This is a genomic window from Mycobacterium sp. P2_H7 (genome assembly GCF_056403275.1).
In genome coordinates, this window is sequence record NZ_JBFUFU010000002.1 from 163471 (window position 1) to 184074 (window position 20604).

The 20604-nt window shown below is 67.8% G+C and carries 14 protein-coding genes; 2 read left to right on the plus strand and 12 right to left on the minus strand.

The annotated features are described in order from the left end of the window. The first annotated feature begins 251 nt into the window (after positions 1 to 251). Positions 252 to 1934, plus strand: coding sequence for a cellulase family glycosylhydrolase (locus AC1DY7_RS02610; protein WP_477492096.1), 1683 nt, complete (start codon positions 252 to 254; stop codon positions 1932 to 1934). 2 nt (positions 1935 to 1936) lie between these two features. On the opposite strand, the gene whiA is transcribed toward AC1DY7_RS02610, so the two are convergent. From whiA to AC1DY7_RS02645, 7 genes are read right to left on the minus strand one after another with little or no spacing between them, the layout of a single operon-like run. Continuing rightward, positions 1937 to 2914 carry a DNA-binding protein WhiA gene (whiA, locus tag AC1DY7_RS02615; RefSeq protein ID WP_477492097.1) on the minus strand — a complete coding sequence of 326 codons (978 nt, stop codon included), beginning with the start codon at positions 2912 to 2914 and terminating at the stop codon, positions 1937 to 1939. Beyond that, positions 2911 to 3996 (minus strand): uridine diphosphate-N-acetylglucosamine-binding protein YvcK, encoded by a 1086-nt coding sequence (gene yvcK, locus AC1DY7_RS02620; RefSeq protein WP_477492098.1) that lies wholly within the window; start codon positions 3994 to 3996, stop codon positions 2911 to 2913. The genes whiA and yvcK overlap by 4 nt, the downstream gene beginning before the upstream one ends. Beyond that, on the minus strand, positions 3993 to 4868 hold the full coding sequence (rapZ, locus tag AC1DY7_RS02625; protein WP_477492099.1) for an RNase adapter RapZ: 876 nt from the start codon (positions 4866 to 4868) through the stop codon (positions 3993 to 3995). The genes yvcK and rapZ overlap by 4 nt, the downstream gene beginning before the upstream one ends. Positions 4869 to 4879: 11 nt before the next feature. Further along, positions 4880 to 6895: an excinuclease ABC subunit UvrC gene (gene uvrC, locus AC1DY7_RS02630; protein WP_477492100.1), complete on the minus strand. Its 2016-nt coding sequence runs from the start codon at positions 6893 to 6895 to the stop codon at positions 4880 to 4882. Positions 6896 to 6904: 9 nt separating this feature from the next. Next, positions 6905 to 8188 (minus strand): Mur ligase family protein, encoded by a 1284-nt coding sequence (locus AC1DY7_RS02635; RefSeq protein ID WP_477492101.1) that lies wholly within the window; start codon positions 8186 to 8188, stop codon positions 6905 to 6907. After that, complete coding sequence (locus AC1DY7_RS02640) at positions 8181 to 9503, minus strand: MurL-like N-terminal domain-containing (protein WP_477492102.1); 1323 nt, start codon at positions 9501 to 9503, stop codon at positions 8181 to 8183. Before AC1DY7_RS02640 ends, AC1DY7_RS02635 begins: the two co-directional genes overlap by 8 nt. After that, entirely contained in the window at positions 9500 to 10222 is a 723-nt protein-coding gene (locus tag AC1DY7_RS02645; RefSeq protein WP_477492103.1) for a hypothetical protein, read from the minus strand. Before AC1DY7_RS02645 ends, AC1DY7_RS02640 begins: the two co-directional genes overlap by 4 nt. Positions 10223 to 10276: 54 nt before the next feature. Here AC1DY7_RS02645 and AC1DY7_RS02650 point away from each other — a divergent pair, with 54 nt between their 5' ends. Next, on the plus strand, positions 10277 to 10738 hold the full coding sequence (locus AC1DY7_RS02650) for a GNAT family N-acetyltransferase (RefSeq protein ID WP_477492220.1): 462 nt from the start codon (positions 10277 to 10279) through the stop codon (positions 10736 to 10738). Here the strand turns inward: AC1DY7_RS02650 and AC1DY7_RS02655 are convergent. From AC1DY7_RS02655 to AC1DY7_RS02675, 5 genes are all read right to left on the minus strand, one after another. Beyond that, on the minus strand, positions 10713 to 11177 hold the full coding sequence (locus tag AC1DY7_RS02655) for a PH domain-containing protein (protein WP_477492104.1): 465 nt from the start codon (positions 11175 to 11177) through the stop codon (positions 10713 to 10715). The two genes, AC1DY7_RS02650 and AC1DY7_RS02655, sit on opposite strands and share 26 nt — an antisense overlap. Further along, positions 11174 to 11647, minus strand: a complete 474-nt coding sequence (ribH, locus tag AC1DY7_RS02660) for a 6,7-dimethyl-8-ribityllumazine synthase (protein ID WP_477492105.1) — start codon at positions 11645 to 11647, stop codon at positions 11174 to 11176. The genes AC1DY7_RS02655 and ribH overlap by 4 nt, the downstream gene beginning before the upstream one ends. Next, positions 11644 to 12918 carry a bifunctional 3,4-dihydroxy-2-butanone-4-phosphate synthase/GTP cyclohydrolase II gene (locus AC1DY7_RS02665; protein WP_477492106.1) on the minus strand — a complete coding sequence of 425 codons (1275 nt, stop codon included), beginning with the start codon at positions 12916 to 12918 and terminating at the stop codon, positions 11644 to 11646. The genes ribH and AC1DY7_RS02665 overlap by 4 nt, the downstream gene beginning before the upstream one ends. A 117-nt stretch (positions 12919 to 13035) precedes the next feature. After that, on the minus strand, positions 13036 to 19659 hold the full coding sequence (locus tag AC1DY7_RS02670) for a beta strand repeat-containing protein (protein ID WP_477492107.1): 6624 nt from the start codon (positions 19657 to 19659) through the stop codon (positions 13036 to 13038). A 228-nt stretch (positions 19660 to 19887) separates the two neighbouring features. After that, on the minus strand, positions 19888 to 20523 hold the full coding sequence (locus AC1DY7_RS02675; protein ID WP_477492108.1) for a riboflavin synthase: 636 nt from the start codon (positions 20521 to 20523) through the stop codon (positions 19888 to 19890). Positions 20524 to 20604: the final 81 nt, after the last annotated feature.

The window sequence follows — 20604 nt, forward strand, 5'->3', positions numbered from 1 at the left end:
GGCTGAGAATGTTCCTCGCACCCCGAGCCCGATTCTTCGGTAATTTGCCATATTCACGCACCACGACACGGCGACTTCCGGGGAATTGCTGCCGGAGTCAATTCGCTGCGCCCTACTGATAATCGTCGTCGAATTGATGCATTTTCGGTGGGTTACAGTCCTCTGACCTCCAGGTCGGAGCGCCTTTTACCCAGCGTCGGGAGTGGGATATGTCGCTGAATCGTCGCCGTATCATTTCCAGCCTTTCCACAATGTCCGTGCCCTTGCTCGCCGCCGCCGTACTGAGCGCAACCTCGGGTGTGACCGCGCCGCCACCCGCGTCCGCGACCGCGTCACCGCGGCGTGTGGTCGTCGCCGAGAAGATCGCCCTGACAACGGCGATCGACACCTCATCGACCACCACGGGCATCGCCGAGTCCAGCCTCTACTACATGGATCAGGCCGACCTGACCACCGCGATGCAAGACCTGCAGTCCATGGGCGTCACCCAGATCCGCATCTATCTTCCCTGGCGCGCAATGGAACCCACCGCTGGAACGTACAGCTGGACCCAGGCCGACCAACTGCTGGACACCGCGGCCTCCTACGGCATCGCCGTGGATGCAGCGATCACCGGCACCCCGGGCTGGGCGACGCAGTACGGCAGCGGACTGGCCAACGGAGCGCCGACCTCCGACGCCGACTTCGCCAGTTTCGTCAGTGCGGTGGCCAGTCGCTACGGCGCGGCGGCCAACGACGGGGTGGCCAAGATCGACGCCTACGAGATCTGGAACGAACCCAACGGAGTCAACGGGTGGTTTCCCACCCCGGACGCCGCGGCCTACACCGCACTGCTGAAGGCCGCGTACACCGCGATCAAGGCCGTCGATCCCAAGGCCGAAGTCATCGGGGGCGTTCTCGGAGCAGGCATCACGCTCGGCTCACTCAGCGTCAACCCGGTGACGTTCCTGGCCGAGATGTACGCCGACGGCGCCGAGGGATTCTTCGACGCGCTGGCCTTCCACCCGTACAGCACCAGCCTGTTCTCCGCGGGTGCCGCCGTGGTCAATTCCGCGCTACAACAACTCGAGGCGCTGCGGGCGCTGATGAACGCCAACGGTGATGCGCTCAAACTGATCTGGGCCACCGAATACGGCGAGGCCTCCACCGCCGCGGGTGAGGCGAATCAGGCGGCATTCATCCAAGATTTCCTGACCACCTGGGCGACGCTGGCCGGTGTGGGGCCGTCGTTCGTCTTCTCCCTGATCGACTCGGCCTACTCCGGCGGCAGCTTCGGGATCTTCAACTCCGACTGGACGCCGAAGGAGGCGGTCGCCGTCATCAAGGCCTGGATCGCAGCGCACCCGGTCAGTGGTGCGGTCACCTACCCCGTCACCCAGCTGGCCGCCGCGATCAAGGCCATCGTGGCCGGCATCAATCAGGTGGTGAGCACCGCGGTCAAGGGGGTGAAGCAGCTCGCGGCGTCGCTGGCCGCGGCCGCGGCCACTCTGCTCAAGTCGGCCAAGACAGCTCTGGGTACCAAGACCACCACCACCGCAGCGTCGGTGGCCGCGGTCCCTGCGGCCGCCGTGGCGACCGTGACGCTCTCCACGGCAGCAGACACAACGAAAGACGCGGCGACAGACACGGCGACGGCCACGGCCACGGCCACGGCCACGGCACAGAGCGCCGAAACCCCCACGCCGCGGCACACATTCGGCTGGCGGCACGCGCCGGCCACCCCGCAGACAGCGAGCCCCGTCCCGGGCAGCGCCTCGACACCGCCGAAAGATGATGCACCGCAAGGAGCTTCAGCGGCAGCGGATCCGGCGTCGCCGACCGGCGGCACGGCCACGTCCGACGATCCGCACCCCGCACCGGCGCACAAGCCGCGCCACGTCCACGGATTCGGCGGCAAACACGGCAGGCACGCCGCGCACCAGCAGTCCGGCTAGCCTCAGGCGTCGTCGAGCAGGTCCGGGGTGACGGCCGATTCGGTGTCGGGGATGCCGTCCTGCTTGGCCTTGCGGTCGGCCATCGAGAGCAGCCGCCGGATCCGGCCCGCGACCGCGTCCTTGGTCATCGGCGGCTCGGCCAGGCGACCCAGTTCCTCGAGTGATGCCTGCCGGTGCTCGACCCGTAACCGGCCGGCTTGCGCCAGATGATCGGGCACGGTCTCGCCGAGGATGTGCAGGGCCCGTTCCACCCGCGCGGCCGCGGCCACCGCCGCGCGCGCCGAGCGGCGCAGGTTGGCATCGTCGAAATTGGCCAGCCGGTTCGCGGTGGCGCGGACCTCGCGCCGCATCCGGCGTTCCTCCCACGTCAGCCGGGTGTCCTGGGCGCCCATCCGGGTCAGCAGGGCGCCGATGGCCTCGCCGTCGCGGACCACCACCCGGTCGCTGCCGCGGACCTCGCGGGCCTTGGCGCTGACACCGAGCCGCCGCGCGGCACCGACGAGCGCGAGTGCGGCCTCCGGACCCGGGCAGCTGACCTCCAGGGCCGAGGACCGGCCCGGCTCGGTCAGTGACCCGTGCGCCAGAAACGCGCCGCGCCAAGCGGCTTCGGCGTCGTTGACGCTGCCGCCGACCACCTGGGCGGGCAACCCGCGCACCGGCCGGCCCCGCAGGTCCAGCAGCCCGGTCTGGCGGGCCAGCGCCTCACCGTCCTTGGCGACCCGCACCACGTAGCGGGTGCTCTTGCGGATCCCGCTGGCCGACAACACATGCACCACGGCGTTGTAGCCGTACAGGTCGTAGATGTCCTTGCGCAGCCGGCGCGCGATGATGCCGAGGTCCACCTCGGCCTCGACCACCACCCGGCCGGCGACGATGTGCAGGCCACCGGCGAAGCGCAGCAGCGAGGACACCTCAGCCCGGCGCGCACTGACCGAGTTCACGACCAGCCGGCTCAGTTCGTCCTTCACCTCAGCGGTCATCGCCACGAATCGTCACCCCTCGATACATTCACCGTCGATTGCCCCTGCGCTCCCCCGACCGGCCAGGCCGGGTGGGGAGCGGTGGAATCGCTGTCATCCGGATGTGATGCCCTGCCGCGCAGCCGGACCCGCTCCAATGCGGCGGCCAGCATCGACGGGTCATGTAACTGTGTACCAGGCCGCGACACGTCAGCAAACTCCACGTTGGCGCCGAGCGCGGCAGCCGTGCGCACCAGCTGCTCACGCTCCCGGTCGCTGGGGACCCGCACGGAGTCGACGATGATCTCGTCGACGGTGAAGCCCGGTGCGTGTTGAGCCAGCACGTGAATGTGCCGCTCGGCCGAGAACCCCGCCGTCTCCCCCGGTTCGGCCGCCAGGTTGAGCACCAGGGCCCGGCGGGCCGTGGTGGCCTGCAGGGCCGCCGCGAGCTGCGGCACCAGGACATGCGGGATCACGCTCGTGAACCACGAGCCGGGGCCCAGCACCACCAGGTCGGCCGCCATGATGGCGTCCACCGCCTGATGGGTGGCAGGCGGATCGCCCGGCAGCAGCCGCACCCGTCGCACCTTGCCCACCGTCGTCGCGACGGCCACCTGGCCCCGGATGACCCGGAACATCCGCGGGTCGGTCTCCAGTCCGGCCACATCCGCCTCGATCTGCAGGGCGATGGGGCACATCGGCAGCACCCGGCCCTTGAGGCCGAGGATCTTGCCGAGCTCGTCGAGGGCGGCCACCGGATCGGTCAGCACCTCGTTGAGCCCGGCCAGGATCAGGTTGCCGATCGGATGCCCGGCCAGCGCGCCGCTACCGCCGAACCGGTGTTGCAGGATGGTCGCCCACAGCCGGCCGTGCGGACTGTCAGAGGCCAACGCCGCCAACGCCATTCGCAGATCACCGGGAGGCACGACATCGAGTTCGCTGCGCAGCCGGCCCGACGATCCGCCGTCGTCGGCCACGGTGACCACTGCGGTGACATGCGGGGTGAGCCGGCGCGCAGCGGACAGGGTGGCGTAGAGACCGTGCCCACCGCCGAGTGCGACCACCCGCGGATCGCTCGTCCGACTCGGTTGCGGGGCCGTCATTCGCGCCCCAGATCGCGGTGCAGCACCCGTACCGACAGCTGCTCACCGCCCTGCAGCCGCCCGGCCAGCGCCTCGGCGATCGCCACACTGCGGTGCTTTCCGCCGGTACAGCCGATGGCCACCGTCATGTACCGCTTCCCCTCCCGGCGATAACCGTTGATCACCACGCCCAGCAGTCGATGGTAGGTGTCGAGGAATTCCGCGGCGCCGTCCTGGCCCAGCACGTAGTCCCGGACCGCCGGGTGCTGGCCGGTGTGCGGGCGGAGTTCGTCCACCCAGTGCGGGTTCGGGATGAACCGGACGTCCATCACGGTGTCGGCATCCATCGGCAGGCCGTATTTGTAGCCGAACGACTCCACGGTGACGCTGGTGTGCGCCACGGCCTCTTCACCGAAGGCACGTTCGATGCTCTCCCGTAGCGCCGGCACCGCCAGGGTCGAGGTGTCGATGACCAGATCGGCCACCGCACGCACCGAGGCCAGCATCGCCCGTTCGGCGGTGATGCCCTCGGCGAGGGTCTGATTTCCCTGCAGCGGATGACTGCGCCGGTTCTGTTCGTAGCGCCGCACCAGCGCCTCGTCGGAGGCGTCCATGAACAACACCCGCGGGGTGATCCCCCGGGTTCCGAGTTCGGTGCGCACCGAGTCCAGGTCGCCGGTGAAGCCCTTGGACCGCACATCCATCACCACCGCCAACCGGGTGATGCGCGAACCGGCGTCCAACCCGAGGTCGACCATCCTGGCGATCAGTTCCGGGGGCAGGTTGTCGGCCACGTACCAACCGAGGTCTTCGAGCACCTTGGCGGTGGTACCGCGTCCCGCACCGGACAGCCCGGTGACGAGGACGACCTCGATCCCAGATTCGTCACTCATATATTGCTCAGTCACCCCGATGCCTGTTGATCTTGGTCGGTTCGATCATTGTCCAAAACTGCCGGTTGCGCGCCGGAATCGGGTGCGCCCGCGCCGGTCGTGCCGGTGCCGAGGGCCTCCAGCACGGCGCGCGCGGTGGCCACCCCGATGCCGGGCACCGCCGTGATGTCCTCGATGCTGGCCGCCGACAGTCGCGACACCGATCCGAAATGGGTGACCAGCGCCTTGCGCCGGTGCTCGCCCAGCCCGGGTACCGCGTCCAGTGCCGACGCCGTCATCCGCTTGGACCGTTTGCTGCGGTGATAGGTGATGGCGAACCGGTGCGCCTCGTCACGGACCCGCTGCAGCAGGTACAGGCCTTCGCTGTTGCGCGGGAAGATCACCGGGTCGTCCTGGAACGGCACCCACACCTCTTCCAACCGTTTGGCCAGACCGATCACCGCGACATCGGTGATGCCGAGTTCGTCGAGCACCGTGGCGGCGGCGKTCACCTGGGGTGCGCCGCCGTCGACGACGTAGAGGTTGGGTGGGTAGGCGAAGCGCCGCGATCGTCCTTCGGCCACCAACGGGCGGTCGGCGTCGGCGATGTGCCGGGCGAACCGGCGCTGCGTCACCTCGGCGATGGATGCGACGTCGTCGGACCTGCCCCCGCCCGCCGCTTCCCGAATGGCGTAGTGCCGGTAGTCGGATTTGCGTGGCAGCCCGTCCTCGAACACCACCATCGAGGCCACCACGTCGGTGCCCTGCACGTGACTGATGTCCACGCACTCGATGCGCAGCGGCGCGTCGGTCAATTCCAACGCGTCCTGAATGCTCTGCAGCGCTTCGGATCTCGCATTGAAGTCGCCCGCGCGTTTGAGCTTGTGTTGGGTCAGCGACTCGCGCGCGTTGCGCTGGACCGTCTCGGCGAGCGCCTTCTTGTCGCCGCGCACGGGGACCCGCAGCGACACCCGCGATCCGCGCAGACCCGACAGCCAGTCGGCCAGTTCGTCGGCGTTGTCCGGAAGTACCGGCACCAGAACCTGTTTGGGTACCGGATTGGTGGTCTCGTCCTGATTGGCGACGCCGTCGCCCAACTCTGCCTGGTCGCCGTAGAACTGGGTCAGGAACTGCTCGACGAGGTAGCCCTCACCGGATTGCCCTGGCTCGCCGGTCTTCTCGACCACCCAGCCGCGCTGGCCGCGCACCCGGCCGCCGCGCACGTGGAACACCTGCACGGCGGCTTCCAGGTCGTCGTCGGCGAAGGCCACCAGATCGGCGTCGGTCCCGTCGCCGAACACCACCGTCTGTTTCTCCAGCGCCCGCCTGAGCGCCCCGATGTCGTCGCGCAGCCGCGCCGCCCGCTCGAAGTCGAGGGCCTCCGCCGCGGCGGTCATCTGCCGCTCCATGTCCCGCACCAGCCGGTCGGTCTTCCCCGACAGGAAGTCGCAGAAGTCCAGCACAATCTGGCGGTGCTGCTCGGCGCTGACCCGGCCCACACACGGTGCCGCACACTTGTCGATGTAGCCCAGCAGACATGGCCGGTCGATCTGCTTGTGCCGCTTGAACACTCCTGCCGAGCACGTACGCGCCGGGAACACCCGGGTGAGCAGGTCCACGGTCTCGCGGATGGCCCACGCGTGCGAGTACGGCCCGAAGTAGCGCACACCCTTGCGCCGCGGACCGCGGTAGACGAACAACCGCGGGTACTCCTCGTTGAGAGTCACCGCCAGCACCGGATAGGACTTGTCGTCGCGGTACCGGATGTTGAACCGCGGGTCGAACTCCTTGATCCAGTTGTATTCCAGCTGCAGCGCCTCGACCTCGGTGGTGACCACCGTCCACTCGACGCTGCCCGCGGTCATCACCATCTGCCGGGTGCGCGGCGCCAGCCCGGCGATATCGGCGAAGTACGAGTTCAGCCGGCTGCGCAGGCTCTTGGCCTTGCCGACGTAGATGACCCTGCCGTGCGGGTCCCGGAACCGGTAGACACCGGGTTCCACCGGAATGGAACCCGGCGGAGGCCGGTACGTCGCTGGATCGGGCACGGGTCCAGGTTAGAGCGTGTCGATGTAACCGCAGAACGCTGCGGCCTTGGCTTCGTAGTTGCGGTACAGGTCGTAGCTGGCCGCACCCGGCGACAGCAACACCACGTCGACGCCGGGCACCGCCGCGGCCAGCGTCACCGCGTGTTCGAGGCTGCCCGCCCGCTGCGTCCGGTCGGGGTGTGCCTGGGCGAACCGGATGCCGATCAGGGTTCCGTTGGACGGCGCCTGGATGAGGGTCACCCGGTCCGGCGTCCCGCACAGATGATCGTCGAGGCCGCGGTAATCGAGGCCGCGATCCATGCCGCCGACGATGACGGCCACGTCGGCGTCCGCGGGCATGGCACGCAGTGCGGCCACCACGCTTTCGCCGGTGGTGGCCAGTGTGTCGTCGATCCAGCGGATCCGACCGGTGGTGCGCACCGTCTGCAGCCGGTGCGGCAGCCCGGCGAATGTCGCGGCTGCCGCGTCGACCTCGGCATCGGTCACCGGCCTGCCGAGCACCTCGGCGGCGGCCAGCGCGGCCAGTGCGGCGTTGGCGACGTTGTGTTCGTAGGCCATCACCGATCGAGAGGCGGGTACCCGCGCGGTCCCCGGATCCACCAGCCGGACCGGCGGCAGGTCGGTGATCCCGATCCGGGCCAGCGCGGTGACGACCTCGGGTGTGGTGATCAGCGCCCGGGAGCCGGTCCCGAAGATGCGTGCCTTGGCCGCGTAGTAGGTCGGGATGTCACCGTGGAAGTCCAGATGGTCCTGATACAGGTTGGTGATCACCGCCACTGCCGGCGTGGTGCGCAGCAGGGCACACTGCTGGCTGGACAGCTCGGCCACCACCCACTGATCCTCGTGCGGCTCCAGATCCGAGAGTGGCGTGCCGATATTGCCCGCCACGACCGCGTCGACGCCGAGGGCGGTCAGCAGGTGGGCCAGGAACGCCGCGGTGGTGCTCTTGCCCTTGGTGCCGGTGACACCGATGGTGCGAGCCCCGTGGGTGCTCAGGTACCAGTCGGCCGCGCTGGACACCCGTGGGCCGCTCTCGCGCAGCTCTTCGAACACCGGATTGCGCCACGGCACACCGGGACTGACGAACACGATGTCGGTGTCGCGCAGCAACGACAGCGACTCGGGACCGTGGTGCACGCTCAGTCCGGCGATGCCGGTCTCGGTTGTCCCGGTTGCCCGGTCGTCGACGCCGACGATCCGGGCGGCGCCCTGGGCGGCCGCGGTGCGGGCCATCGACAGGCCCTCCTTGCCGAGCCCCCAGATGCCGACCACCAGACCGGCTAGGTCAGTCATCGAGCAGCTTCGCGAAACGCGCTGGCACATGATGTTCGACGGGCCCCTGGTCCTGCTCGGCGGCCGCGACGGCCACCAGTTCGGCTCGGCGCGAGGCGAACTGGTCGACGAGGGACAATCCGCGCCAGCGCTCGTCATCGAGGACGGCGAGCATCGACTCGGCCGCCTCGTAGTACTCCCCCACACATTCGAACGGCTTGTGCACACCGAGACCGAGGATGTCGGCGAACCCGTCGTACTGGGCGGCGTCGTCGAAGAGGTTGGCGCCGAAGATCTCTTCCAGCCGCGCCCGCCCCAGGCGGGGCGCCAGCAGCACGAAGACGAACTGGCATTTCGGGCAGTGCCCGCACCACGAGGTGGCGCGACGGGCGGGGTCCAGCGCGAACAGCCGGTTGCAACTGGTGAAAACACCGAAATAGTCGGTGCAGGAGGCGAACCGGTCGGCGATCTCGGATTCCGAGAGGCCACGCAGCAGCGAGAAGTAGCGGTCGGGGTTCAGTCCGTACTGCGCCAGGGTGTCCCGCAGCAGCGTCTCGTAGACGATGCTCTTGGACCACTGGTGGTTGATGTCGCGACCCAGCCATTCGATGTTGCCCACGTTCGAGGACTTCTCGTTGGACAGCACCACCGGCCCGAGCCCGCGCGCGTCGGCCACGATCAATCCGATCACGCTGTTGATCGCGGTCACCGGGACGTGCCCGTTGTGCGCACCGTTCGCGTTGGCCTCGATCAGCCCGCGATCGATGCTGCGCCGGACGTGCACGCTGTCCAGCCCGCTGACCTCGATGCAGCGGTCGATCGGGTCATACCGGTTGACGCTGAACAGCACCGGCTGCACGCCGTGGCGCCGGAAGGCTTCGATGCTGACCACCGAGTCCTTGCCACCGCCGACGGGCACCAGGGGGTTCGCTTCCGGATCCCAGGTGTCGTCCGCGACGTCTTCGGCGGCGGCGTCCGGGCCGGTCACCTCCGGCGTCAGCGCTGCGGGCAGGTCGTTGCGGTAGGCGAATTCGCCCAGGCCGCCCTCGACCAGGGTCCGCAGGTAGTGCTTCTCGAATTCATATGTCGGAAAAGCGATCTCGATGGCGGGCGGGGCCGCGGCCTTGTAGTAGCTCAGCGAACAGGTCAGGGCGAGCAGCCGTGCCAGTTTCGGGTTCGGTTGCGCGCCGGCCAAACTGGTGCCGAAATCGATCACCTCGGTGAAGCTGACCGGCTCCGGGCCACGCAGGGTGTAGCGCAGGTTCAGGATGTCGCCGGCCATGTCGAAGCCGTCGATGACCAGCGCTTCGAAGCGCTCCGGGTGGAATGCATTCACAGCAGGCGCTCCCCGATCGCGGCGACGGGATGGGTCTCGAAAGTCGGTGACACCCACCGGGCCCGCGTCACCGCAGCCAGGTCGACGGGTTCGTCGGTGACCGTGTCCGCGTCCAGCAGCCCCGCCGCGGCCAGCCAACCCAGCCGCTCGGCACCGAGACCGATCCGGCCGCTTGGTGTCTCGCACAGCAGCGCACCCAGCAGTGGCACTTCGAGAAGATCCCCGTCGCTGGGTACGGCATCGGCGTGACCGGTGGTGGCGAGCTCCCGCTCCGCCAGCAGGTCGGCGGCCCGGCTGGTGGTGCGCGCGGCCATCGTCTGCCAGTGCGGCGCGGCGGGCGCCGGGGCGCACAGCGCCAGGCGCACCGGCTCGGGACGAACGGGTTCGATCAGCACACCGCTGACCACGAACCGGGTGTCCACGACGACGACGGTGACCGCGGCACTCACGCCGCCATGCCTGCGCTGCAGTTCCGCCAGGAAATCGGCGAGCGCCCGCCGCAGTTGGGTGACACCGGGCATCTCGATGCCGAAGAACTCCGCCGGTTCGGCCAGCCGATGCCAGACGGCGTCGGCATCGGGTTCGCGGCCGGCCACGACCGGGATGGTGATGGTGGGATGCGTGCCCAGACCTGCGATGAGCGCACCTGCCGAGACGAGCGGTGTAGCGCTTTCGGAGAGGCCGTCAGCCGAGGTTGATACGAACTGCAGAGTAGTCATCGACATGCCGATACTACCGCAGCGATCAGCGGCGATACTGGATGGATGGGCAACATGGGTGAGGCGCGGGTGGCCCGGTTGACCGAGACCGATTGGCGCGCGTTCGCGGGCGTGCGGTTGCGGGCGCTCACCGACTCGCTGGGGGCCGACGACCCCCAGTTCCGGCAGGAGTCGACGTTCACGGCCGCGCAGTGGCGGCGGCGACTGCGCGCGCACGCCCAGTTCGCGGTGGTGGTGGACAACCGGCCGGTGGGTCTCATCGCAGCCCAGCGCCAGGGGTCCGAAGCCGTTTACCTGTACTCGTTGTGGCTGGATCCGGCCGCCCGCGGGCTGGGCCTGGGCCGGTCGCTGGTAGCCGAGGCGGTGCGCTGGGCCCGCACCCAGCGGGTGCGACAGGTCACGCTGAAGGTCAACGTCGACAATGCGCGGGCACGCGCGGTCTACGACAGTCTGGGGTTCGCCGTGTGCAGCACCGCGAGCACCAACGAGGTCACGATGTCGCTGAACGTGAGTTGAGGTCCGGCCGGTAGCGGTCCATCAGCGTGCGCAGCTGATCCATCGCGTCGACGGCCCGCTCCTTGTCCACCGCCTGGATCGCCATGATCGGGGTGTACTCGTCATCGGCCAGATCGACCCTGGCCCACCGCGCTCCGAGCGGGAACGACACGTCCACCACGTCGGACCACGGAATCAGTTTGTATCCGAGCAGGTTTCGGACCGCGATGCCGGACGCTCCGGCACGCACCCGTGGCCGCGCGAAGAGCAGCAGCAGCCCGCCCAGCACGACGCCGAGCACCCCCATCGCGACCTGATCCGAGGTGCGGAACAACACACCGCTGGAACCGATCTTGAGCAGGAAGCCCACCGTGATGTGCGCCGCAGCCACCAGGAATGCCGCCAGATACACGAAATACGGGGTCAGGTGCGGCTTGACGTCCAGATCCCAGGTACTCATGACCGGATGTCGCGCAACACCAATGCGGTCGACAGCGCGGCGGCCGCGGCCTGCGCACCCTTGTCCTCGCCGGAGTTCGGTAGGCCCGCCCGGTCCAGCGCCTGCGCTTCGGTGTTGGTGGTCAGCACGCCGTTGGCCACCGGGGTCGACTGGTCCAGCGACACCCGGGTCAGCCCCTGGGTGACCGCGTCGCACACGTAGTCGAAATGCGGTGTCTCACCACGGATCACCACGCCGAGCGCCACCACCGCGTCGTATTTGGCGGCCAACGCCTGTGCCACCACCGGGATCTCGATGGCGCCGAGCACCCGGACGATCGCCGGCTCGACGACGCCGAGCTGCTTGGCGGCCCGCACCGCGCCGTCGAGCAGCGCGTCGCAGATGGTGGTGTGCCACGTGCTGGCCACGATGGCCAGCGACACGTTCGACGCGTCGATGTCGGGCAGGTCGGGTACGCCGTGACCGCTCACAGCGTGCCTCCGAGTTCGCCGGGGGGTGACACCTCGTCGTAGTCCTCCAGGCCCACCAGATCGTGGCCCATCCGGTCGCGCTTGGTCATCAGGTAGCGGATGTTCTCCGCGTTGGCGCGTACCGGCAGCGGCACCCGCTCGATGATGTGCAGCCCGTAGCCGTCCAGACCCACCCGCTTGGCCGGATTGTTGGTCAGCAGCCGCATGGATCGCACGCCCAGGTCGACGAGGATCTGCGCGCCGATGCCGTAGTCCCGGGAGTCGGCGGGCAGGCCCAGCTCGAGGTTGGCGTCCACGGTGTCGGCGCCGGCATCCTGCAACTGGTAGGCCTGCAACTTGTGCAGCAGGCCGATGCCGCGGCCCTCGTGGCCACGCATGTACAGCACGATGCCGCGGCCTTCGCGGGCCACCGTTGCCATCGCGGCGTCCAGCTGCGGGCCGCAGTCGCAGCGCCGGGAGCCGAACACGTCACCGGTCAGGCACTCCGAGTGCACCCGCACCAGCACGTCATGGCCGTCGGAGTCCGGGCCGGAGATGTCGCCGAGCACCAGCGCCACGTGCTCGACATCCTCGTAGATGCTGCTGTAGCCGACGGCACGGAACTCACCGTGTTTGGTCGGGATGCGCGCCTCGGCGATGCGCTCGATGTGCTTCTCGTGCTTGCGGCGCCACTCGATGAGGTCAGCGATGGAGATCAGCGCCAGGTTGTGTTCGTCGGCGAAGACCCGCAGCTCATCGGTCTGGGCCATGTCGCCCTCGTCCTTTTGGCTGACGATCTCGCAGATCGCGCCGGCCGGCTGCAGTCCGGCCAGCCGGGCCAGGTCGACGGCGGCCTCGGTGTGACCAGGTCGGCGCAGCACGCCACCGTCCTTGGCGCGCAGCGGCACGACGTGGCCGGGCTTGGTGAAGTCGTCGGCGACCGCATCCGGGTCGGCCAGGGCGCGCATGGTGGTGGCGCGGTCCGAGGCGGAGATGCCGGTCCCGACGCCCACCTTGGCATCCACCGTGACGGTGTAGGCCGTGCCGTGCTTGTCCTGATTGACCGCGTACATCGGCAGCAGGCCCAGGCGGTCGCAGACGGCGCCGTCCAGCGGCACACACAGGTAACCGGACGTGTAGCGCACCATGAACGCCACCAGTTCGGGCGTGGCCTTCTCGGCGGCGAAGATCAGGTCGCCCTCGTTTTCGCGGTCCTCGTCGTCGATGACCACGACGGCCTTACCCGCCGCGATGTCGGCCACTGCCCGCTCGATGGAATCGAGCCTCGTCATCTTGTGCCACCTTCTCGCGTTCGCATGTCCACCCAAGTATGAACCACAGCCCTGTGACGTTTAATGCCCGCCGGTCCTTGCGGACCGACGGGCATCAACGGGTGCTACCGGATCGAGCTACCAGGTCTTGCTCGCGCTGGACAGCGTGCTCGTGACCACACCGTTGGTCACGACGTAGTAGCCGTCCCACACGGTGAGCGTCACCGTAGAGGTAGTCGTGTAGGTGACACCGACGCTGAGGATCCCCACCAGGGTGCCGCCGTTGCTCAGGGAGTAACCAGCCTGACCGGTGGCGGGATTCTTGGTGGTCGGGATGTTGTCGCCGTCGGCATCATCGGTCGACATCCCGATGGTGAGCAGGACCTTGCTACCAGAAATTGTCGGCGCGCTGTTCACCGCATAGATCGGCACCGTGACCACGACAGGGGCAGTGCCACCGTAGCCGTCGGTGACGTTGACGGTGAACGTCTGGTTCTTCTCGGCAGCGGTCGCCCCGTACTTGGCCGCCGCGTGCCGGGTGGCGGTTGTGATGTCGGCCGTGTACGTGAAGGTGCCGTCCGCGTTGAAGGTCACCGACGCCCCACTGGCCAACCCGCTGGCCGAGTAGGAGAGCGTGTCGGTGTCGGTGTCATTCGCCGTGATCTTGCCCGTACTCGTCTGAACGGTCCCGCTGAGCGTCCCCACCGTCGGAGCCGTGGTCAGGCTGGCGGTGGGCACATTGTTGATCACCGTCGGAGTCACACTCACCGACGCGATCGTGACCGTCTTGCCGCTGGCATCCGTGGCATTGATCGTGAACGTGTCGCCCGGGGTCTGGGTGTGCCCCAGGGCGCCGTTGCGGGTGTAGGTGAAGCCGCCGGCAGCGGTCACCGTGACCGTGCCCTTGGCGCCCTGGCTGCCCACGCTGTAGGTCAGGCCAAGGCCCGTATCGCCGGCCGGGATGTTGAGGTTGCCGGTGACGACGTTGTTGGTGGACGTGTTGATGTTCGTCACCGGCGACGGGGTGGTGGCCGTCACCGAGACGGTCACCGTCGCCGTGCCGCCGTGGCCGTCGTTGACGAGCACGTTGAACGAGTCCGTGCCCGCATCCTTGGTGGGGATGTAGGTGTAGGTGTTGCCCGACAGCGTGACGATGCCGCCCTTGGTGCTGGACGCGGATCCACCGCTGGCGCCGACCAGGCTGTAGGTCGTGGTGTCACCGTCGTCATCGGAACCCGAGACCGTGCCGCGCACCACACCCAACGCATCCGTGCCGGTGTTGCTGAACGACCCGGTCGGGTTGGTGTTGAGCTTCTCGATCGGGATGGAGAAGCTCAAAGTGCTTGAGCCACCGAACAAATCGCTCGCGGTGATCGTGAAGACATCCCCGGGGGCACCGGGCACGGCCGCGTTGTGCCAGTACGAGTCCTGGCCCCCGAAGATCGGGACGTCCTTCGTCTTCTTGATCGTGTAGGTGAACGTGCCGTTGGCGGCCACCGTGATCGAACCGCCGTTGTTCGTGTCGTAGTTGCCCGCGGCGAAGGTCACCGTGTCACCGTCGGCATCCGTGGCCTTGATGGTGCCCGTGGTGGTCTGCTGACGGTTGATACCGAGGTCGACAGTCGCGAGGTTCGAGGTCGTGACCGTTACGCCGTTGGCCACCGGAGCGCTGTTCGCAACCGTCGGGGTGACATTCACCGTGGCGATGGTCACCGTGTTGCCGTTGGCGTCGGTGGCCTTGATGGTGAAGGTGTCACCCGGCGTCTGGGTGTGGCCCAGCACGCCGCTGCGGGTGTAGGTGAAAGCACCCGTCGAGGTGACCGTCACCGTGCCCTTGGCTCCCTGGCTACCGACGCTGTAGGTCAGGCCCGTGTTGCCTGCCGTATTGAGCTGTCCCGTAACGACATTCGCCGTCGAGGTGTTGACACCCGTCACCGCCGACGGCGTGGTGAGTCCACTCAGGCTGACGGTGGCCGTCGACGTCCCGCCGTGTCCGTCGTTGACGAGCACCTGGAACGAATCCGTGGTGTTGCCCGCCGTCGGGATGTACGTGAACGAGTTACCGCTGAACCGGATGATGCCGCCGTTGGCTGTCGCCGCTGCGCCGTTGACCGCTCCCACCAGGCTGTAGGTCAGGCCGTCACTGTCGTCGTCGGAACCGGATACGGTGCCGCGCACCACACCCAACGCATCGGTGGTCTTGCTTCCCACCGACACACTCGAATCCGGAACCTTGTTCAGCGTGGCGACCGGCACCGAGTACGTCACCGCAGTGGTACCACCGAAGCCGTCGGTCACATTCACCGTGAAGGTATCGCCCGGGTACCCGGTCGCCGCTGCGTTGTGCCAGTAGTCGTCGTGAATGCCGAAGGGCGCGAACTTGGTCAGCGTGTAGGTGAAGGTGCCGGTCGAGCTGACCGTCACCGAACCACCGTTGGCGGTGTCGTACGTACCGGCAGCGAACGTCAGCGCATCGCCATCGGCGTCCGTCGCCTTGAGCGTGCCGGTGGTGGTCTGCTTGTCGGACGGGCCGCCCAACGGGTTGTAGGTCGGCGACCCGACCGGGGCGTCGGTCGTCACACCGTTGCCGGTCGGGGCGTTGTTGGCCACCGTCGGGGTGACGTTCACCGTGGCGATGGTCACCGAGTTGCCGTTGGCGTCGGTGGCCTTGATGGTGAAGGTGTCCCCCGGTGTCTGGGTGTGGCCCAGCGAGCCGTCGCGCGTGTAGGTGAATGCACCCGTCGAGGTGACCGTGACCGTGCCCTTGACACCCTGGCCGCCCACACTGTAGGTCAGGCCCGTGTTGCCGGCCGTATTCAACTGTCCGGTAACAACATTCGGTGTCGAGGTGTTGACGCCGGTGGTCGCCGAGGGTGTGGTGAGCCCGCTCAGGCTGACCGTGGCCGTCGACGTGCCGCCGTGTCCGTCGTTGACGAGCACCTGGAAGGTATCCGTCGTCTTGCCGGCCGTCGGGATGTAGGTGTACGAGGTGCCCGACACGGTGATGATGCCGCCGTTGGAGCCCTTCACAGACCCGTTGGTGGCGCCGATCAGCGTGTAGGTCAGCGTGTCGTCGTCATCGTCGGACCCGTTGAGCGTGCCGCGCACGACACCCAGCGCGTCGGTCGCGTTGTTCTTGGTCGGCACGCTCGCCGAGGGCACCTCGTTCAGCTTCTCGATGGGGATCGAGACGGTGATCGTGGTGCTGGCACCGAAGCTGTCGGTGACGGTCATGTTGAACGTGTCATTGAGGTCGTTGCCGGTCGCCCCGGTCGCCGACGCGGCGTGGTAGTAGCCGTAGGTCTTGGCGATGGTGTAGCTGAAGCTGCCGTCGGACTTGACCGTCACCGTGCCGCCGTTGGAGGTACTGAGCAGCTGTCCGAGTGACCCGCCTGGGTAGCTGATGGGGTCGCCGTCGGCGTCGGCCGCGACGACCTTGCCGCTGCTCGACTGCCAGTACACGCCCAGCACGTCGACGATCGAAGAACTGGTGACCGTCGTGGTGCCCGCCGTCGGGGCCGCATTGCTGATGACCGGGGTGACGGTGACCGTCCCGACCTTGATCTGCAGGCCGTACGCGGTGCCGTAGACGTCGAACGTGTCGTCGGTGCCGCCGATGTGCCCGGTGGCGGTTCGGGTGTAGGTGTAACCCGCACCGTTGAACGCGACGTTGCCGTAGCCCGCGCCGGTGGCGGTGTAGTTGGTGAACAGCGCATTGTTGGCCGACGAACCCAGGCTCACCGTGCCGGAGGTGACGCCGGGCGCCCCGTTGGTCTTGGTGATGTTCACGTTGTCCAGCGGGCTGGTGAGACTCAAGACGCCAAGTGCGACAAGGACATCCGATGTTCCACCGCGGCCGTCGCTGACCACGATGGTGAACGAGTCGGAGTAGGTGATGCCGCTGCTGACCTTCGGGATGTAGACGTAGCTGCCGTCAGCGTTGACGTGGGCGATGCCGCCGGCGCCGGTGTAGTCGGTGGAGGTGTCACCGGTGGCGCCCTTGATGGAGTAGCTCAGTGGATCGCCGTCAGGGTTGATCACGGCGTTGACCTGGCCGCGCACGATGCCGTTGTTGTCGCCGAGGGTGTTGGACGGCACGCCGCCGATCGGCGGGAGGTTCCACGTCGGGATGGTGACGGTGACCTGGACGTCGGTGGTCCCGCCGTGCAGGTCGTCGACGGTGATGGTGAACGTGTCGATCTTGTCGGCGGCCGTCGCGCCGGTGGCACTGGCGGTGTTGCGGGCGTCGATACCTGCCGTGTAGGTGTAGTCGCCCGTCAGCGCGCTGACGATGACCGAACCCTTGCCGGTGGTGAAGATCACCGGCGTGTACGCGTGGATCGCGTCGTCATCGGAGTCGATGTTGATCTTGCCGGTCACCGTGCCGAGAATGCTGTTGCTGCTGGTGTTTTCGTAGCTGGCGACCGGGGTCTGGTTGACCGAGTTCGACAGGTGCACGGTGAACGCCGCGGTGTCGAACGAGAGCAGGCTGCCGTCCGAGACCGTGATGGTCACCAGATCGGTCAGGTTCAGACCGGCTGCCGCATGCGGGGCGTACGGCGTGTAGGTGAACGTGTAGGTGCCGTCGGCGGCCGGGGTGGTGTTGACGTTCACCGAGCCGAGGATTGACGTCGAGGTGAAGCTCAGCGAATCACCGTTATCGTCGTGAGCCTTGAAAGTTCCTGTCAGCACGCCGGTTTGGTTGTTGGTGCTGATGATGGTCGGCTGGGTGTCGAAGACCGGGGCCAGGTTGACCGTCGGGATGGTCACCGTCACCAGCACATCGGTGGTGCCGCCGTGCAAGTCGTCCACCGTGATGGTGAACGAGTCCGTCTTGGCCGAGGCCGGGGCGCCCTGCACACTGGCGGCGGCCCTGGCATCGGCGTTCGCCGTGTAGGTGTAGTCACCGGTCAGCGCGCTGACTATCACCGAACCCTTACTGGTGGTGAAGATCACCGGCGTGAAGGCATGCACGATGTCGTCGTCGGAGTCCACATTGATCTTGCCGGTCACCGTGCCGAGCAGGCTGCTGCCGCCGGTGTTCTGATAGCTCGCGACGGGGGTTTGATTGACCGTGTTCGACAGGTGCACCGTGAACGTCGCCGAGTCGGACAGCAGGCCCGGATCCCAGGCCGTGATGGTCACCAGGTCGGTCAGGTTCAAGCCGGCCGCCGCATGCGGCAGGTACGGCGTGTAAGTGAAGGTGTACCAACCGTTTTCGTCCGGCGTCTCGTCGACGTCGACCGTGCCGAGCACGCCGATGCCGGTGAAGCTCAGCGTGTCGTCGTCCTGGTCGGTGGCCTGGAACTTCCCGGTGAGGACACCGGTCTGGTTGTTGGTGTCGGTGATGGCGGGCGGCGTGTTGAACGTCGGGGCGTGGTTGCCGAGGATGGGGCTGCCCTCGTAGTGGAAGCTCACCTCGTATTCGACGTCGTTGCCGTCGGGGTTGATCGGGTGCGCGAGGATGCCGAGGCCGTCGTTGATGTTCACCCTGAAGGTGACATCCGCGCCGTTGACCAGACCGCTCGGTGACGGCACATAGGTGAACGTGCCGTCCAGGCCCATCACGATAAGGCCCTCACTGGGCTGCTGGTTGATGCCGGTCGTGTAGATGAGCGGATCGCCGTCGGGGTCGGTGCTGGTGAGCTTGTAGGTGCCCGGCAGCGGACCGGTGGAGACGATGGGCTGCCCGGGCAGGTGGTTGGTGGCCAGCCGCTCGTAGCGGGTGTAGGCCGCGGCCAGGAAGAGGTAGACGGGCACGCTCAACGGAGTCGGCGCACCGTTGAACAGGGTGGCCTGCAACAGGGTCTGCAGGGTGACCACGTATCCCGCGGCGACCTGTGACGGCGCCAGGATCGGGTTGTCCGGGTAGGCCGGGAAGAACTTGTCGACGGCATTCGCGAACTGCTCGATGAAGCTGGCGAACGGCCGGAAGGCCGGGATGTCCGGCGGCGCTGGGACCAGATCGGCCAGCGATGAGGCGGCCAGCGCGCCGGAGACCGGGGTGGCGGTGGCACTGAACAACGAGGTCTTGGCAGCTGACTTCGCGGAGCCGGCTTCGTTGGTGGCGACGACGGGCGCCGCAACACCGGGCTCGTTGGTGGCCGTCGGGATCGATGGAGTCTCGACGACCGGCGTCGTGACGGCGGGGGTTTCCGTCGTTCCCGTCCCGGTGCCCGTGGTGCCGGTGCCCGTTCCGGTGCCTTCGGTGGTCTCGGGGATCTCCGGGGTGCCGGTGGTGCCCGTCGTGGGGGTCGAGGTGCCGGTGGTGGGGCTGGAGGTGCCCGAGGTGCTGGTGCTGCTGCCCGACGTCGTCGAGTTGTGTGCGCCACCGGAGCTGCTCACCGTGGTGGTGGGGCCGCCGTTGGTGCTCGTCGTGGTCGACGTCCCGGTCGACCCGCTGGTGGTCGTTTCTTCCTTGGTCGTGCCGGTGGTCGTCGAGCCGGTGGTGGTGCCGCCACCGGTCGATCCGGACGTTCCCGTACTGCCGGTTCCGGTGCCGGTCTCGCCGGTCGTCCCGGTGGTGGTGCCGGTCGTCCCGGTGCCGCCGGTGGTGCCGGTCGTGCCGGTGCCCGCTCCCGTTCCGGTGCCCGCTCCCGTCCCGGTGCCCGACGGGGAATCCCCACTGGGCGGGTTGTCACCGGTCTCCGCTGCGGCGATCCCGGGCGCGGCGGCCGCGACCGAGAGACCTAGAAACGCTGCGACCGCGAACTCGCTGGCACGCTTGCGAGTTTTCGCTGAATTCTTACGATGAGCCGCCACCGGTGTCCTTCCCGACGCCCGCGTTCCGACACCGCTTGAGCAGCGCTGTAGGCAACGGGGAGTTTATTAATTGACGCGAAAGTTAACACGCCCGTGGTTACCAACGGAAGGTTTTCCTGAGAAAAAACTGAGCCGTGTCCTGCCAGCCGGTTTGGCCGCAGTTCTAGAACACGTTCTTGTTGCTGAACCAGCAGCCGCAGGTGTGGCAGCAATCAGGTACGGGCGTCCCTATCGGGCGGCCATCAATCGCTCGACGTACTTGGCGATCACGTCGACCTCGAGGTTCACCGGGGTGCCCACGGCGGCGCGGCCGAGAGTGGTCAACGCCAAGGTGGTGGGGATGAGCGACACCTCGAACCAGTCGCCCGAGTCGTCACTGTCACTCCCCGTCGCTGCGCTCGCCGCGCCACCGAGCCCCGACACCGTCAGCGAGATGCCGTCGACGGTGATGGACCCCTTCTCCACGACATACCGGGACAGGTCCGCGGGCAGCGCGATGCGCACGATCTCCCAGTGCTCGGACGGGGACCGGGAGATGACCCGCCCCGTCCCGTCGACGTGGCCCTGCACGATGTGACCACCGAGCCGGCTGTTGACGGCGGCTGCGCGCTCCAGATTGACCTGGCTGCCGACGCCGATGGCGCTCAGACTCGACCGGTTCAGCGTCTCGGCCATCACGTCGGCAGTGAACGCGCCGTCGGAGCGCACCTCCACCACCGTCAGGCAGACACCGTTGACGGCGATGGAATCACCGTGCCCGGCATCCGAGGTCACCACCGGACCCTTGATGACCAGACGGGCCGAATCATCGAGATTGTCGATGCCGACGATCTCGCCCAGTTCCTCAACGATTCCGGTGAACATGGGTGTCAGGCTAGTGCGCGCACCGACGGGGAATGGCCCCGACCGGTGTAGAACCGGGCAGTCCAGCCGCACCCACTACGA